Source organism: Arthrobacter sp. K410C (genome assembly GCF_059090105.1).
This window is the reverse complement of sequence record NZ_JBNHFJ010000001.1, coordinates 755,132-769,786: the sequence shown is the minus strand read 5'-3', so window position 1 is coordinate 769,786 and position 14,655 is coordinate 755,132. Positions and strand designations below refer to the sequence as shown.

Here is a 14,655-nt window from a genome sequence, read left to right as displayed (position 1 = left end):
CATTCTTCCCCCAAGTTGCGAGCCGGCCTCCGGCTTTGAGAGTCATTCGACCACAGGGCCCCGCCTGTATGTCAACAGACAATTTGTGCGGTCTTGAGCCGCCGGGGCATCAGGGGCGGGGACAACGGCACTTGCCCCGGAAGCTAACAAACACTCCAACCGAGGGCTGCTGCTGAGTTGTCGCTTGATGACCGAACTTGAGGTGGGGCAAGTAGTACGGGCTGGACCTGGTTGTGAAGAGGGCGACCGCCTTTGTCAGCATCGTGTGAAGCGCTTCATCAGCATGGCGATGTCTGTCATGCCAGCGGGCAGCCGGACCTCTGCCGCTGCGTCACCATCCGTCCTCAAGAAATGCCGGTTGAGGGCATCCAAGGTCGCGCATTCCCTTACGTGTGCGATTCCACAGCACACCCTCCAACCCAGCTCCCCGACGTTGTCACCCTTATCTGAACCTAAGCCTGGCCACCCAACCAGTACAGCGCAAGGTCAACTTCGCGTGCGGACCAGTTGTGTCCCTCGTTTTTGGCTTTTGACCTCAGGCCGTCCACGATCTGCATGTAGCGCCCGTATCGTCCACGTGCGGCAGAGAGCGAGAGTCCCAAGACTTCCAGTCCCCTGTGCGCGCGCCGATCATATACGGCCATCCGCTCGGGGGCCGCTGCGGTCAGAAGCGCCGACGCCATCGCATCACCTCGTACGAAACCTGGCAATTTGGACAGCGCGGCCCTTCCCGCGACAGCAGCCGCAGCTACGTCCAAGGAAGTGTTGTTGACGGCTGCCACAGCCTTAGTGGTGACTAAGCGAACCTCGTTGTCTGTCATGACCATCAGGTCCCTGACCCACCGGGTATCAGCGCGCAGCCTCTTCCAGAAAAGTAGGGCCCCGATGTCGGCTTTGCCGATGCTGGCCGTATCGCGAACCCGTCCGGTCACTTCGACGAACACCTCGTCATAGGCCGGCGAAGCCGCGGCCTGGAAGTCTTCATGCGCCTGGCGGAGACTGCCCCACGCCTGGCCGCCCAGGTGCAAGTTGTTCGATGCGGAGTTTGCCTTTGTCATGCTCCGAGCATTCCACACTCCGCCAAGGGGTTCGGTCTGTGTCAGGGCTGGTAGGCAGCCGACATCTTGCGTCCGCTGACCCTCCACTGTTAGCTGACTTGAGGACAGATCCCACGCCCAGAACCCTTGCTGCCGCTGGGTACTTTCTGCCGTGAGCACGTGGTGAGCACCTAACTTCACTTCGGGATGCTACTTTTCGAGAAGACCCGCGGCACTTCGGCCGCCGGAAGGAAGAGTGATTGGGGAAAGCATGAGTGATTACAACACAGCATGGAGCGCTTTGACGGAGGCTATCGGGGCTGCGAAGGGTCATAGCTCCGGAAGCATTACCGACGTCGACCACCTCACGGTCGATCAGCGACTCAAGGTTGCAGAGGTGGCAGCGTTGCTCTCCATCTCCCAGGAGCTCTCCGCGCTGAATCCTCAGAGCACAAGCTCCCGGGATGAGGACGGGAACACGGTCAACGGCTGGGGCATCGTGACCAAGAAAGCCAAGCAGAAGGCAGGGAAGTTTTCGCAGGCATGATCAGGATGACCAAGCCTCAGAAACTGCTGCTCCTTGCAAACGGCTTCCTCGCCGGTCTGGTTGAACTTGGTGTCCAGAGGCTCGACCAATCGAACATGGCCTTTGAACTGCCGTTCATGCAGGCTTGGCGCAAGTGGGAATACAGCAACAATGAATTCATGCCGCCCATAAAATATGGCGGTACCTGCCAGCCGCGGGACATTCTCCACAGGGTCAGGCGTTCCACATCTCCGTTCAAGGACTTTGGTAGGGAGGGGATCACGGACAATCCACATGGGCTGACACCGCGTGAGTTCCTTGAAATCCACTGCGACGAGCTTCCGGTAGACGCCTGGATCGGCCTGGCTGATCTCTTCCTCAGCTCTGTCAAAGGCGAGGCGCGGACGCCGTAGAAGGTAGCGCCCCCCGCCTTTAGCAATAGGAGAGGCCCCGCGGCATTGGGGGTCGCCGCGGAGCCTCTTTTAGCGTCCTCCCAATGGGGATAATGGGAGGACGCTTTGACGAGGTTAATATGGCAAATACAGGTGCCCGCACCTTGCGTTTTCGTAGGCGCGGCTTGCATCCGTGCAGAGTAAGAGCTGGCCCCGAAGCTAGCTCTCCTACGGCATTTAACCGGCATCATGAAGCCGCTGGAAAACAAACCGGGCAGTCTAAATGGATCTTCAATCTAGACGGCGGCTGTGAGGTCGTGACGAGGATCGTGTCCCATAAGCGGTTCACTGGCCGGTTGCTCCAGTCGGAGAAATGGCGGCGGCGGACGTCGCTGAGTGAGGTGCTTCCGGAGCCTCCGTAAATGCATCCTGCCAAGCTGAAACCGGTCCCAAGCACGACGATGAGTGCAGCAATTCTTCACGTCTCCCCGCAGATTTGGCTGCGGCCGTTTATGATCGCGGGCCGCCGGTGGACACAGCTTTGCTGTGGTTCGACAACACGAAGTACAACGTGGCCGTCGCCTAGCAGGACTGACAGAAAAAGCCCCCGGCTTCATGCCGGGGGCTTTTTCGCGCTCAAAGGATCATCTACCTGAACCACCGCAAGACTGGCCACTCAGGTGGAAATTCACTGGCAGCCCACCTATTCATCCACGTGCCATGGAGCAGCGTTGCCCCGTCGCTGCTCTCATCCATCGGCAGCTCGTCGAGGGTCGTGACGGCGCCGGGCCAAGGCGGAATGTCAAAGGCCAAGGCGGCCTTACGCCCCTCTCTGTCTATGACCCACCTACTGGCTGAGGCCGCGACTTCGCGGTTAATCTCTGCCAGTTCTGTATGACTTAGATCGGCCAGCTGGGGCGGTGTGGGCTTCGTGAGGAACATGACCAGCAGTGCATCGGGAGCCACCGGGAAGACGACCACGGGGGCTGTGCCAACGCCGGCCCTACGGCTGCGAGGCCGACCCGGACCGCCTATCGAAATGACGGGCTCGTCGCAGGTAGAAAGAACCGGCCGAGTCCTGAAAAGGACCCAGTGCCTTGTGAACAGTCGCTCGGCGATGGCCACGCCCATCGAAATTGGCATCCCAACCAGGGCAGCCTGCTGTGGCTGCATGATGATGGATCCATCCTGCAGCCCCCGCTGAAATTCAAGAACCTCGGCCAGGAGATCATCGGTCAATGGGACGTTCTTGGATTCCAGCAACGACTTAAGACCCGATTCTGTCGCCGTGCCAACCGGATGAAGGTACTTGGACATATCGGCGGCGAGTTGTTGGATCATATTCCGGGTTTGCTGCCCTCGCGCCGACTGGAAACCCAGAAAGGTGGCAATGTCAGCACGTTCCTGTCCGGATATGCCATCCGGACCTAGCTCCAAGAGGCGGTCCAGCGCTGGCACTGCCCTGCCCTCGATGAGTGCTAGAAGATTCTCCACGAATGCAGGCGGAATTTCATCTGGGTCCAAGTCTGGTGACTCCAATAGGTAGAAGTCAGTGACTCTAGCTGCAGTGGCAGGAGAGGTCGCGTACGACTTTCCTGTTGCCAAGTCGCAGACCTGGACTCGCCCCGAAGGGTCGGACCAACGCCTGAGATAGGAATTTGGGACAACGTGGTGCTTACGAGCACCATCGTTTTTGCGAGATCGTTCGATCAACTCTCGAAGGAATGCCTCTTCGGCTTGCTCTTGGTGGGACGACGCGGTACTTGGTGCCTCGCTGCTCAACCTTTGCCGCCTTCAATAAGGCGCAGGGCTGCTTCCATGGCCAGAGAGCTCTTGGCCCAGTCACTTAGGGCCGGAGGAGTTTTTGCCATGTGTGCATCATGTCATGCCAACGGCAAGCCAGGCGTCAGGAACAGAGCGCGAAGATTATGTCCTCGTTGGGAGGCCGGGCAACGGCCGGGACGACAACTATGAAGCCGGGGTGAAGGCCATCCTCGACGCTGTGCGCCAGCTGGTTTTTCCTACACTGACGAGGACTAAGCTGCCGATCCGGTTACCGTCCGTGCGTCGAGTAATGTCCGGAGCCCCTCCGGGTCAAGCAGCCTACCCTTCTTCAGTTCCCGCTGTACGCTAACTCCGTTGATCGTGTCCGTTACTGAGATCCTGGCGACCGAGAGATTCCTGTGACAGGCGTAGGCGTCCTTAACGGTGTCGTATAGGGCCCGCTGTTTCCATCTTGAGGGACCCAGCTCGCCTATCACTCCGATGGGGTCTGATCCTCCGAACATGCAGTCGGAACTTTTGTTCGCCCACATGCCAGGAAGCTGGCCTTGGAAGCACTTGTATTCGTACTGCTCGCAGTAATCACGGTAGGCCCCCCGCCAAGGAACATCCTGGGCCCAGGGCCCCAAGCAGGACTCGGCACGGTAGCGGTTGAAGTGCAGGTACTCGTCGAGCTCGATTTTGAAACCCCCCGCAAGGTCGAAATCCCACTCGCCTGCCGCGAAATCGCTCAGGTCGAGTACACCGCCCAAATGCCGGTAGAGACTCAAAAGGTTCTGGCGAACTGCGTGAGGCAGATCATCGGTGATGGCAGCGTCCTCGTCATTCTTGTCCGTTAGCTCGTAGCCGGCGGCCAATAACGAGGACCTCAGGGTACGGGCCCGTATACCTGTCATCCCTGAATCGTAGCGACAGGATGGAGAGGGCGGATTCGTTCCCACACTCAGGGGGAGAATGACAAGTTTCGATGAACGTCATGCTCAGGCTCCAATGCAGCATCGGATTACGGGCCTGTACACTCCCGAACCCATGCACTATTGCGGCCAGCATCCTGTGAGTCCCGTGGCAACAGCCTGGTCGGTGACCGCGCCTTGAAGCGCTCGAGCCAGCGGCGCAGGCCCTGACTACTGCAGAGCACAGGACCATCGATCCTGATACCAAGGCCTGCCCGGAGTGGCTCATGCCTTCGCGGCCGCCATAAAGGTCCCTTGGGCCGCCAGCTGGGCTTAGTCCAGCTCAAGTCTAGGCAACGAGGCAACGATCCGGCTGGTCTCCAGGCTGAGCGTCACTATTCGTCCGATCAGGTCAATGATGTAGCGTGGCTGGTTATGCTCGCGCGACCAGTCGTTGGGGTCGTTGATGATGCCCGATGCCTTGTCGGCCTTCACCTGATAGCGCTCCAGAATCCAGTCCAGGGCTGAACGGGAGCCCAGCATGTAGTCGTGGGCTTCCTCCGGGATGCCGTCCAGCGTGATGTGGGCGTTGTAAATGATCCGGGTCTTGTCCCAGGCCCCCGCCTTGCCGGCGTACTTTATCTTCGCTACCGAATACCGGGCGTAGTCGTCCTGTTCCACAACCAGACCGGTGGCCACCTCGTTCAGCGGGTGCGGCTCCAGTGACTCGTAGCCTACGTGAAGGGCGGAGAGTTCGCGACCAGCAGCGGCGAAAGCATGGAACCGATCAGCGCCATGAACCTGCGGAATGCGGGGAAGCATCTTCTTCAAATCGGCGGCGAACCTGGTTCGATACTCGGGGGAGTGGAGAAGCCCGTAGACGTAGTGGAAGATGTCGTCCTTGCTGACCTCGAATCCATAGACGGCACGGTAGTCGGCAAGTGAATCGTCCGTGATGTTATCAACCCGCTTCATCTCCCCGTCAGCGACATCAAACAGTGTTCCAGTGGCCTGGGCCGAGTAGGTGTATCTCGGAAAGAACTGTCCCGTATCAAGGGTGTGCAGGTCCGGCAAGGCGTCAACCATAAGCGCTTCAAATGTCGGGTAATGCGATGCCGGCGAGGTGATGTAGATGCCGTGGTTTTCCAAAGCCGGTGTGGGGAAAATCGTCTCCAACTGGTACACCATGTCGTTGAGCTGTCGGCTGAAGCAAACATGCTGTTTCTGGAAGGGGCGGTACGAAGAGACGCGGTAGTAGCTATCCTTCACCGCGTAAGCCGTACCTCTTTTCAGCTGGACTTTATCGGCTCTGTTCCAGCTCAGTTTCTTAGGATCTACGTTTATGAAAGCGTCCACAGGCATGCCCTTGCCCCCGGAGGCATAACGAGCGACTTCATTGTTGTAGAACTCGACCATGGACTCAACATTTCGACGAACTGCATGCTCAGAAGAGCTGTAAACCCACACATCGCGGTTGGTCTTCACCCCACCGGAGTGCATGGCAAAGATGCCGCGGTTTCCTCCGTCCTTGGCGCTGATCGGGTTGAACGCTTCGAAGTCAGCGTTCCGATGGTTGATCCAGTCTATCTGGGCTGGGCGTAATTGATTCCCAGGCGATGTCGGCCACGTTGCCCGCATCCACAATCGCCAGCTTTTGCTTCCGGTCCAGATGGTCGCCAATGTCCCGATAATGCAAAGTCCCTTCTTCTACGGCACCAGGTCTCTTCACGAGCAGAAGCACCGCGACAGTGTTGCGGCTGCCGGAGTCGAAGATCTTGCCACCCTCTCGCCGGCTTTGGTCCCCGGCAGTTCGCTGGTTGCCGCGCAGGTTGTAGACGTAGATGTCGTGGAACTCGGTTACGAGTGTTTTTCGCAATCCGTCCGCGGTGTTTCCGTCGATGTAGCCGCCATTGGAGACGTAGCAGAGGACGCCGCCGTGGGTGGAGTTGAGGAGCCGGTTGGAGCCCCAGCGGATGGCGCGGATGTAGGAGTCGTAGAGGGAGTTTTTGTTGGTTGCGCTGGAGAGTTCGGCATAGCTGGAGCGGATTGATTCGTCCAAGGTCGGGTATTTGAGGTTGGCGTTGTTGTCGTTGCCGCTGGATTGGCCTACAGAATAGGGCGGGTTGCCGATGATGACCCGGATGTCCAGAGCGTTCTGGGCTTTGACACGGTCGTTATTGGAGGTGAAGACGAAGTCGTCGAGGGTGTCGCCGTCTTCGGTCATTTGGAAGGTGTCGGTCATGACGATGCCGTCGAAGGGCAGATAGTTCACATCCGATACAGATCGGCCGTCGGCTGACGCCTGTTCCTCGAGGAGCCCGTGGACTGTGGCCTCGATGTTGATGGCAGCGATGTAGTACGCCATGAGCAGCAGCTCGTTGGCGTGCAGCTCGGAGGTGTACTTCCGGAGCAAGTCTTCCGGTTTGATCCGTCCGGACTGAAGCAGACGGACAATGAACGTGCCCGTGCCTGTAAAGGGGTCCAGGACGTGGACGCCTTCGTCGCTGATGGAGGCGCCGAAGTCCTTGGCCAGCACATCGTCGACAGCGCGGATGATGAAGTCCACGACCTCCACCGGGGTGTAGACGATACCCAGGGATTCCGCAGTGCGCGGGAAGGCGAGCTTGAAGAACTTCTCGTACAGCTCGGTGACGATCTTCTGCTTTCCTTCGGCGTTGGTGATGCCTTCGGCACGGACCCGGACGGAGCGGTAGAAGGACTCGAGGCTGGCCACCTCGGAGTCCAGGTTGTACTTCTCCAGGATGTCGACCATGGAATCCATAACCTGAGAGACCGGGTTGTTGGCAGCGAACGAGTAGCCCTCGAAGAGCGCCTCGAACACCGGTTTGGTGATCAGGTGCTGGGAGAGCATGTCGATAGCGTCCGACTCGGAGATGGAGTCGTTCAGGTTCCCGCGGAGGCCCTGCAGGAAGACGCTGAATTCTTCTCGCGGACGCTGGTCGTCGCCGTCCAGGATGGTGCGGATCCTGAGCACGTGTCTGTCGGCGATCTCCTTGACGTCCTTGGCCCAGGACTCCCAGTAGCGGCGGTCACCGACCTTCCGCACCATACGGGCGAAGATGGCGTTGCGCCACTGGTCTGCACCGGCCATGTGGAACAGGGCCTCCGTGCCGGTCCCACCCCTGTTCTCGCCACCGCTCCCGGCCGGCCCGTCACCGAAGGGGTCGGCGACCGTGATGACGTCAATCTTGTCGTTGGCATTCCGGTTCAGCTCGAGCTTGTTGATCATCGCTTCGAACCGGTCATCGTGGGCCCGCAGTGCCTGCAGGACATCCCAGACGACCTTGTACTTCTTGTTGTCGTTCAGGGCAGTCTCGGGGTCCTGGCTGGCCGGCACGGCGATCGGCAGGATGATGTAGCCATACTCCTTGCCTTCAGCCTTGCGCATGACGCGGCCGACGGACTGCACAACGTCGACCTGGGAGTTGCGCGGGTTCAGGAAGAGCACTGCGTCCAGCGAGGGAACGTCCACGCCTTCCGAGAGGCAACGGGCGTTGGAGAGAATCCGGCACGTGTCTTCACCCTCAGAGGTGCCAGTGTCTTCGGCTTTGAGCCAGTCCAGTTTGGAGGAGCGCTCCAGGACGTTGAAGGTGCCGTCCACGTGATCGGCTTCGAGCTTCAATGCCGGCGCTTCGGTCTCACCGCGGTTGACGAGCAGCTGCCGGCCGACGAGCTCGAAGTCGGCGGCCAGCTTCTTGGATTCCTTGATGTTGCGAGCGAAGGCGACGGCCCGGCGCATGGGGGAGCTGTCGGTAATGTCCAGCCGCTGGCCGTTGACACCGCGCTTGGACAGACCGTTCCAGCAGCCGACGATTCGGGCGGCGTCGTCCAAGTTCAGGTCGCCGTTGTCCTCGAACAGGCTTTGGAAGGATTTACTGACGGTCTCCTCGTCCACCGCCAGGACCAGGACCTTGTAGTCGGCCAGGTGGCCCATCTCCACGGCCTTGCCGAAGCCGAGGTGATGGAATTCCGGACCGTAGATGTCCTCATCGTCCATTGAGTACATCTTGACGTCGTCCTGGCCGGCCTTGGCCTTGGCTTCCTGGACGTAGATCCGCGGCGTGGCCGTCATGTAGAGGCGCTTGCCGGACTCGATGTAGGTGTTGTCGTGCACCTTCACGAACGCCGAGTCGTCGTGGCTGGCATCCGTGATGCCGGTGGTCCTGTGCGCCTCGTCGCAGACGATGAGGTCGAACTCGGGCAGGCCTTCCTTCTGGGCCTGGTGAATCACGTCGATCGACTGGTAGGTGGAGAACACCACCGTGATGGCTTCCTGGCCGGTGCTGATCCTGGCCCGGTTCAGGAGCTTCGCAGGGTCCGTGGTCGCAGGGAACGCCAGGTCGTGGACGCTGACGTCCTCGTGCTCCCTGCGTCCGACCTTCGTGTCGGAGCAGACGGCCAGGGGCCGTAGCGGGACGGACGCCTGGGAGGTCCACTCATTGAGGGTCTGCTGGAGCAGGGCGATGGAGGGAACTAGGAACAGCACGGAACCGCCTATGGGGACGATCTCCTCGACCATCTTCAGTGAGGTGTAGGTCTTGCCGGTTCCGCAGGCCATGATGAGCCGTCCGCGATCACTTACTGTGAAGCCCTCCTTTACATCCTCGATGGCTTCGCGCTGGTACTTCCGGGGTTCCTTTCCCCCGAGCTGTTTCATCTGGTCGGGCGCGTCCATGCTGAACTGGGCCCAATCGATGGTGGAGTCGGCCAAATCAGCGAAACGCATCCGGGTCATCGGCTTGGACTGGCCCTCCAGCGCATCCTCAGCATGCTTGGACCACTTATCTGTGGTGGAGACCACCATGCCGTAGGAGAAGTCAGCCTTTCCGACTGCAGTGAAAAACGAGTCGATCTGCTTTTTATCTAGCGTACGCGCGGGGTCATAGAACTTGCACTGGATGCCGGTGAGCTCGCCGGTGTAGCGGTCCCTCGCCACCAAGTCGATGCCGGTATCGACATGTCCGTTCCTGCCGGGCCATTCGTTCCACAGCCACACGTCCGAGAACTGGTCAGCGTACTTGGGTTCAAGTTCCAGGTACCGCTTCATCAGGTGCTCGAACTTTGTACCTTTGTCATGCTGGTCAGTGGCGGAGAAATACAGCCGGTCGAGAACGTCTTCGAAGCTTGTGGAACCCATGAGAAGTATCTTGCCCTACGGGAATCTGCCACTCGCAATTTGCCGCGCCCCATGGCTCGCTCAGTTAAGGCTCAGGCGTGCTGTCGTATCACATGGCCCAGTCGCCCAGCTCGGTGTCAGTTAAGGCTTGCTCGGGCGGCTACAGCAAAATCAACTCTCGATAGTCAAGTCCAGTCGACCTAATGTGCGACGCTAGATGCTCCTTAGGGGAGGAATGGCTTTCTCAAAGCTTGTCGCCGTCGCCGGTCGGGCCATCGGACGGTTCGCCGTCCGACAGGAGATCTCGAACGTCCACTCCCAAGACGTCGGCGATGTCCCAGAGCCGTTCGTACGCGAGGCTCTTTTTTCCCCATTCGATGCCAATTACCATGTTCCGGCTGAGCCCTGCCTCGAGGGCGAACGACATCTGTGTCAAGCCCTGGCTTTCCCTGATAGCACGAATTCTGGACCCCACCTGTCGCCGGCGTTCCTGCCATCGCTGCAAGCGAGCGGGTGGAGTTTGTGAAGGTCTAATGGGCACACCTCATGTCACTAGACTAAAACATATTTGTCAGCTCCACTAGTGAGACATTTGCGAAGAAGCGACGCAGATCACCAAGAAATGGAGATGTATGTAGGTGCCCCAGTCCCCACTGGTCCCATAAGGGGCTGCCGGCGTTTCACCCACCGCATGTCGCTATTCATTCGCCAAGCACAGCGACGGGGATACCGGGTCCTATCAGGAGTTTCATGCGCTTCGGCTCCGAGTGACCAACGGGCAATGTGATCCACGCATGGGCTCCCGCGGCCAGGGTGTCGAGAATGGTTTCTGCCAGCTCCTCGATGTCTACGTCCTTTGACACGTGGAATTTTTGGCCCGAATACAGAAGTTCCGCCATGCGCACAGCATATGCGCTATGTAACTTAGGCCCTTGCTCGGCAAGCAGTCCGCTGGGTGTCAGACCTTGGTGGCGGTGTCCTGTGCTGGACCTTCCAATGCGCCGAGACTGTCCGTCATGAGTCAACCCATTTCGACGGGTGAGTCTTTACTGGTTGCTTGCGAGCAAAAAGCTTGCCTCGTCGATGAACTGGCCCGACTTGATAGGAACGCCGTGCTCTGCCCGCCACTTCAACCCCTTCATCGTCCCACCGCCCGCTCCAACCGTGCCCGCATGTGAGCCGTACTGCCTTGCCAAGCGTTTTTCAAAGCTTCAGCTGGACGCCGGAGGGCTTTTGGAAGAAAGACCCCTTCACTGTCACTAAGATTGGATCGTCCTAATGTCTCACTAGTGAGACATTAGGACGAAAATTACCATCAAGACAAGGAGCACCAATTTTGGCAGTACAGGTCAGGCTCAACCTTTCGGACCCAGTCTCCATCCGCGATCTTCGCACCTTCCTCAACTGCGTGCCGCAGTACGTCGACGCAACGAAGGACTTGCGCCACCGCTACGTGCAGGAAGACAGTGTCGCTTACCTCTTAGTTGATTTCCCTTCTGCATCACCGCAAACCGAAGCCGTGCCGAGCAGCCAAGCCGCATGAAGAAGACTTCGACATGCGGTCAGGAAGACACATCCTGGAGGGCCCGGTGCGTTGACGCCGAATCGGTAGAGGCTGTCACTGACCTCGATCTTGGCCGTTATCTGGTAATAACTGCCTCAGCTGCTGTATACGTCCTCAACCTTCGAGCTGATTCCAGCTCTATCGTCCGCTCCTTGCGGACCGAAACCACCACCGATTGGACAGCAGCGCTTCTCAGGCGCGACGAGGAGACTTTGCCCTTACTGGGGATCGTCAAGCTTCAACTCGGACGTCGAGCGGTCTTCCGACTGGACGTTCGCGGCGACGGCATAGAGACAACTAGAACAACGACTCCTGTGTTTGCCATCCGAAGGCTCGCAAATTGAACGCCGTGCGGTTTGCTGTGTCTGGCGACTGGCACGGAGACCTTAGCATCGCCCGGGCCGTCGTTCGAACGCTAAGAAGCGAGGATGTCCACCTGCTCCTCCACGTAGGCGACCTAGCCGTCAGGTGGCCCGGGCCCAAGAAGGGCCGTTTCGACAAACGCCTCGGTCAGCTGCTCGATGACGCCGACATCGAATTCCTCTTCATAGACGGCAACCATGACAACCACAAAGAACTCCGGGAGCTGAAGTCACGTCCTGACGGTACCAGGAGGCTGTCCGATCGGATGAGCTATGTGCCCCGGGGGATGGTAATCGAGCGCCAAGGCCTCCGGATCGGGGGCCTTGGGGGCGCGTACAGCGTCGATCGGCGATGGCGGACTGAGGGAAAGGACGTTTGGGCCGAGCTGGAAGAACCGACGCCGGCGGAAGCCGAACAGCTCGTCGCATCAGCTCCCGTGGACGTGCTCTTGACGCACGATGCCCCTGCCGGTTTCCAAGGACTCGAGGGCCTCGTGCTGCCGCCACACATTGCCTCAGCTGCAGAACACACACGCGGACTGCTTCAGAAAACGGTCGAGGTGCTCAAGCCCACCCTGCTGTTCTGTGGCCACTGGCACCAGCGTAGGAGTCAAGACCTGGTCTGGCACGACGGCGCCGTAACGGCCGCTCATATCCTTGCCCACGAGGGGTCGTGGGGCGGCAACACCGTTCTTGTGCAGTGGGGGGAAAGCGAGAGTCCGAACGTCATGCCGCTGAAAGTTAGGTCCTGACCGACGGAAGTTCACTCGCTGTAAGTCGTTCGTCCCATCACCGCGTTCATGTAGGAGACCGCGGTAGATGCCACTTTCAAGGGTCAGTTCGAATCACTTTGCCAAATCTGACTCGGCAGTCTGTTGTTGGCGCCACTGGTGGATTCCTCTGATAGCCAGGCTTATCCGGGCCTCCCAACTCACGTTGCTTCGATCAGTAGCCAGATCGTCCTGGTACGCGGGTAGTTCGAATTCCTTGAGTAAAGTCGCGTCGATGAGTGTAAGAAGGCGTGCGATGTCGAGGTCCTGAAGCTGGTACTCCGGATCGTGATGCCGGACCTCTGGGTAGACAAAGAACGCTGCGAGTTGAAGGGGATCTAGCACTCCACTTGATACAGCCGCAGTAACAGTGTTGCGGGCAATATGTAGATCACCGTGGCTGGATACAACGGCGTAGGTCTCCATGAAATCGCGCCAACGAGTATTGCCAGCTTTGGCTAGTGAGATGAGCTCCTCTGCTCCGACGGTTGAAATGGGTCCTTTAAGCATTTGCCAGATTGCCGGGTCCTCCTCGTCAGGCAGAGAATAACTGCGAGTCTGGAAGTAAACCCGTTCTAGGGCCGACCGGAGTGCTCGTACGCCCGGTAGCTCCTTCAGGAGACTCTCCCACTGCTCGTCCGTATCAAACCCAGGATGGTTCGCCAGAAGGTCCCCGAGTAACGTGCCAAACATGTAGCGAGGGTCGGCTTCGGTCTCCCTGTTCATCAGCCAAACCACAAAACGCGTGATCTTAGCTACGCTGTCCAAATGAGCCTCTGCAACGAGAGGCTCAGCCTTTTCAACTGCCAGCCGGCGCACGCTGGGCGATGGGGACGTGAAAGTACCTGCAAAAGTTTCTTCCCGCAGGTCTCCCTGCGCTGCGGCCGACAAGAAGTCCTCCCTGACTTTTTGGTCGGAGAGGTCCCCTTCAGGCAGGCCGAAGACGAAGTACCGGTCGAAGTATCGTGGGTTGCCGACTCGTCCAGGCTGAGCCCCTTGGGTTGAGCCTCCGAAGCCAGCAGGAAATAGTTTTGCCAGGACCTTCATCAGCCCGCTTTGGTCCTCGCTGTCGGTGATAGCGGCGTCATTCAGCCGCTCGGTCCAGCGTGCTTGGCTGGACTCTGCCAATTCCCGGGGCACTCCTGATCGCTCAGTTGTCAGGTCCGCGCGCCATCCTTGAAGCCGATTGTAGAGCGTCGGAAAGTGGAGCCGGAGAAATGTCAATAGCAGGAAATCGCTGACATCCACGTGCTCAGCTACAAGTGCGTGGTAGTGATTAGCTTGTGCGATGAAGCGCTTGACGGATCGAGCGGTTGTTAGATGGCGTTTCAATTCTTGGCTATACAAGTGCTGAAAGCGCCCTTTCGCGTCGCTGAGGATTGTCGCCATGTCCTCCTGAAACAACGGCGACAGGCCTTCATTCAGCATGGCTTGCAGTTGACTTTCCTGCGCTGGCGGGATGTCAAGCGGATATTGAACGATCTTCTCCAAATATTCGGCGGCGCGTCGTCGATTTCCTCCTAGTCCCGGACTCAACGCATCAACAAGCGCGGCATGATCATATGCCAGGACGTAGTGAACGTTATGAAAACGGCCTAGCATCCTAATAGTTTTGACAAGCGTCAATATCTCTTCGCCGTGCAGCCGGTCGACATCATCTACGGTAATTAGGATTCGGGCGCCAGAATCCGAGATCATTCGATCGAGCTCATCAAATTGTTTTTGCCAGTTCCCGTCACTCAAGAATGCTTGGAAGACACCTTCAGCTGCCTTGCCTACAGCGCCCAAACCACCTAGCGCCGGCGCGAGCTTCTTGGCGAGAGCCTGGAATTTTTGTTTGTCCTTGGCTTCACTAAGGCTCTCGTGGGAATTCAGTAGCGTCGCAAAGAACTCGATCATCAATGCATTGCTATCGCCGACCGCCCAAGGTGTGAACTGTGCAATGCCCATGGATTCGTCTTGGCTGAGCTCTCTTCTGATTAAATTCAGAATCGATGTCTTGCCGCCTCCCCATGGTCCGATGACGCCAATAACGGTGCTATCGGCTCCCAAGGGGATCCCTTTTATCAAGTCTGCTACACGCTTGGCAAAAGGTGCCCGGGACAGTCGGTCTTCGGCGGCACTCTTGATGTCGGTATCCGCGAACGCTACTGCCTCGACGAACGAAGGGGGAGGGGTGGGTTCCATGGGCT

The 14,655-nt window shown here is 58.7% G+C and carries 13 protein-coding genes; 5 read left to right on the top strand and 8 right to left on the bottom strand.

Going from position 1 to position 14,655, the window contains the following annotated elements; all coding sequences use genetic code 11:
• Positions 1–452: 452 nt before the first annotated feature.
• Positions 453–1,058 carry a hypothetical protein gene (locus AC5RU7_RS03665; protein WP_494051098.1) on the bottom strand — a complete coding sequence of 202 codons (606 nt, stop codon included), beginning with the start codon at positions 1,056–1,058 and terminating at the stop codon, positions 453–455.
• Between the two features lie 250 nt (positions 1,059–1,308).
• On the opposite strand from AC5RU7_RS03665, the gene AC5RU7_RS03660 reads away from it, so the two are divergent.
• Both AC5RU7_RS03660 and AC5RU7_RS03655 read left to right on the top strand, forming a co-directional pair.
• Entirely contained in the window at positions 1,309–1,584 is a 276-nt protein-coding gene (locus tag AC5RU7_RS03660) for a hypothetical protein (protein ID WP_494051097.1), read from the top strand.
• Positions 1,581–1,976, top strand: a complete 396-nt coding sequence (locus AC5RU7_RS03655) for a hypothetical protein (RefSeq protein WP_494051096.1) — start codon at positions 1,581–1,583, stop codon at positions 1,974–1,976. Before AC5RU7_RS03660 ends, AC5RU7_RS03655 begins: the two co-directional genes overlap by 4 nt.
• Before the next feature lie 627 nt (positions 1,977–2,603).
• Here AC5RU7_RS03655 and AC5RU7_RS03650 read toward each other — a convergent pair.
• From AC5RU7_RS03650 to AC5RU7_RS03625, 6 genes are all read right to left on the bottom strand, one after another.
• The gene (locus AC5RU7_RS03650; protein ID WP_494051355.1) at positions 2,604–3,668 is read right to left on the bottom strand and encodes a DUF4238 domain-containing protein; all 1,065 of its coding nucleotides are present in this window, start codon (positions 3,666–3,668) and stop codon (positions 2,604–2,606) included.
• 323 nt (positions 3,669–3,991) lie between these two features.
• A complete protein-coding gene (locus AC5RU7_RS03645; protein ID WP_494051095.1) occupies positions 3,992–4,633 on the bottom strand; it encodes a DUF7255 family protein in 642 nt (213 codons plus the stop codon).
• 330 nt (positions 4,634–4,963) lie between these two features.
• Positions 4,964–6,130 carry a type ISP restriction/modification enzyme gene (locus AC5RU7_RS03640; protein WP_494051354.1) on the bottom strand — a complete coding sequence of 389 codons (1,167 nt, stop codon included), beginning with the start codon at positions 6,128–6,130 and terminating at the stop codon, positions 4,964–4,966.
• Between the two features lie 58 nt (positions 6,131–6,188).
• The gene (locus AC5RU7_RS03635) at positions 6,189–9,788 is read right to left on the bottom strand and encodes a DEAD/DEAH box helicase (protein WP_494051094.1); all 3,600 of its coding nucleotides are present in this window, start codon (positions 9,786–9,788) and stop codon (positions 6,189–6,191) included.
• Positions 9,789–10,011: 223 nt separating this feature from the next.
• Positions 10,012–10,242 carry a helix-turn-helix domain-containing protein gene (locus AC5RU7_RS03630; RefSeq protein WP_494051093.1) on the bottom strand — a complete coding sequence of 77 codons (231 nt, stop codon included), beginning with the start codon at positions 10,240–10,242 and terminating at the stop codon, positions 10,012–10,014.
• A 226-nt stretch (positions 10,243–10,468) separates the two neighbouring features.
• Positions 10,469–10,630, bottom strand: coding sequence for a hypothetical protein (locus AC5RU7_RS03625; RefSeq protein ID WP_494051092.1), 162 nt, complete (start codon positions 10,628–10,630; stop codon positions 10,469–10,471).
• A gap of 473 nt (positions 10,631–11,103) precedes the next feature.
• Here AC5RU7_RS03625 and AC5RU7_RS03620 point away from each other — a divergent pair, with 473 nt between their 5' ends.
• From AC5RU7_RS03620 to AC5RU7_RS03610, 3 genes are read left to right on the top strand one after another with little or no spacing between them, the layout of a single operon-like run.
• Positions 11,104–11,310, top strand: a complete 207-nt coding sequence (locus AC5RU7_RS03620) for a hypothetical protein (RefSeq protein WP_494051091.1) — start codon at positions 11,104–11,106, stop codon at positions 11,308–11,310.
• Positions 11,307–11,675, top strand: a complete 369-nt coding sequence (locus tag AC5RU7_RS03615; protein WP_494051090.1) for a hypothetical protein — start codon at positions 11,307–11,309, stop codon at positions 11,673–11,675. Before AC5RU7_RS03620 ends, AC5RU7_RS03615 begins: the two co-directional genes overlap by 4 nt.
• Before the next feature lie 5 nt (positions 11,676–11,680).
• Positions 11,681–12,445, top strand: a complete 765-nt coding sequence (locus tag AC5RU7_RS03610) for a metallophosphoesterase family protein (protein WP_494051353.1) — start codon at positions 11,681–11,683, stop codon at positions 12,443–12,445.
• A gap of 93 nt (positions 12,446–12,538) precedes the next feature.
• On the opposite strand, the gene AC5RU7_RS03605 is transcribed toward AC5RU7_RS03610, so the two are convergent.
• Positions 12,539–14,650: a KAP family P-loop NTPase fold protein gene (locus AC5RU7_RS03605; RefSeq protein ID WP_494051089.1), complete on the bottom strand. Its 2,112-nt coding sequence runs from the start codon at positions 14,648–14,650 to the stop codon at positions 12,539–12,541.
• Positions 14,651–14,655 lie beyond the last annotated feature (5 nt).

Coding starts and splice junctions, on each gene's coding strand:
- AC5RU7_RS03615 (WP_494051090.1), top strand. CDS start 11,307: ATGAAGAAGACTTCGACATGCGGTCAGGAAGACACATCCTGGAGGGCC.
- AC5RU7_RS03640 (WP_494051354.1), bottom strand. CDS start 6,130: ATGCACTCCGGTGGGGTGAAGACCAACCGCGATGTGTGGGTTTACAGC.
- AC5RU7_RS03605 (WP_494051089.1), bottom strand. CDS start 14,650: ATGGAACCCACCCCTCCCCCTTCGTTCGTCGAGGCAGTAGCGTTCGCG.
- AC5RU7_RS03635 (WP_494051094.1), bottom strand. CDS start 9,788: ATGGGTTCCACAAGCTTCGAAGACGTTCTCGACCGGCTGTATTTCTCC.
- AC5RU7_RS03655 (WP_494051096.1), top strand. CDS start 1,581: ATGATCAGGATGACCAAGCCTCAGAAACTGCTGCTCCTTGCAAACGGC.
- AC5RU7_RS03645 (WP_494051095.1), bottom strand. CDS start 4,633: ATGACAGGTATACGGGCCCGTACCCTGAGGTCCTCGTTATTGGCCGCC.
- AC5RU7_RS03660 (WP_494051097.1), top strand. CDS start 1,309: ATGAGTGATTACAACACAGCATGGAGCGCTTTGACGGAGGCTATCGGG.
- AC5RU7_RS03665 (WP_494051098.1), bottom strand. CDS start 1,058: ATGACAAAGGCAAACTCCGCATCGAACAACTTGCACCTGGGCGGCCAG.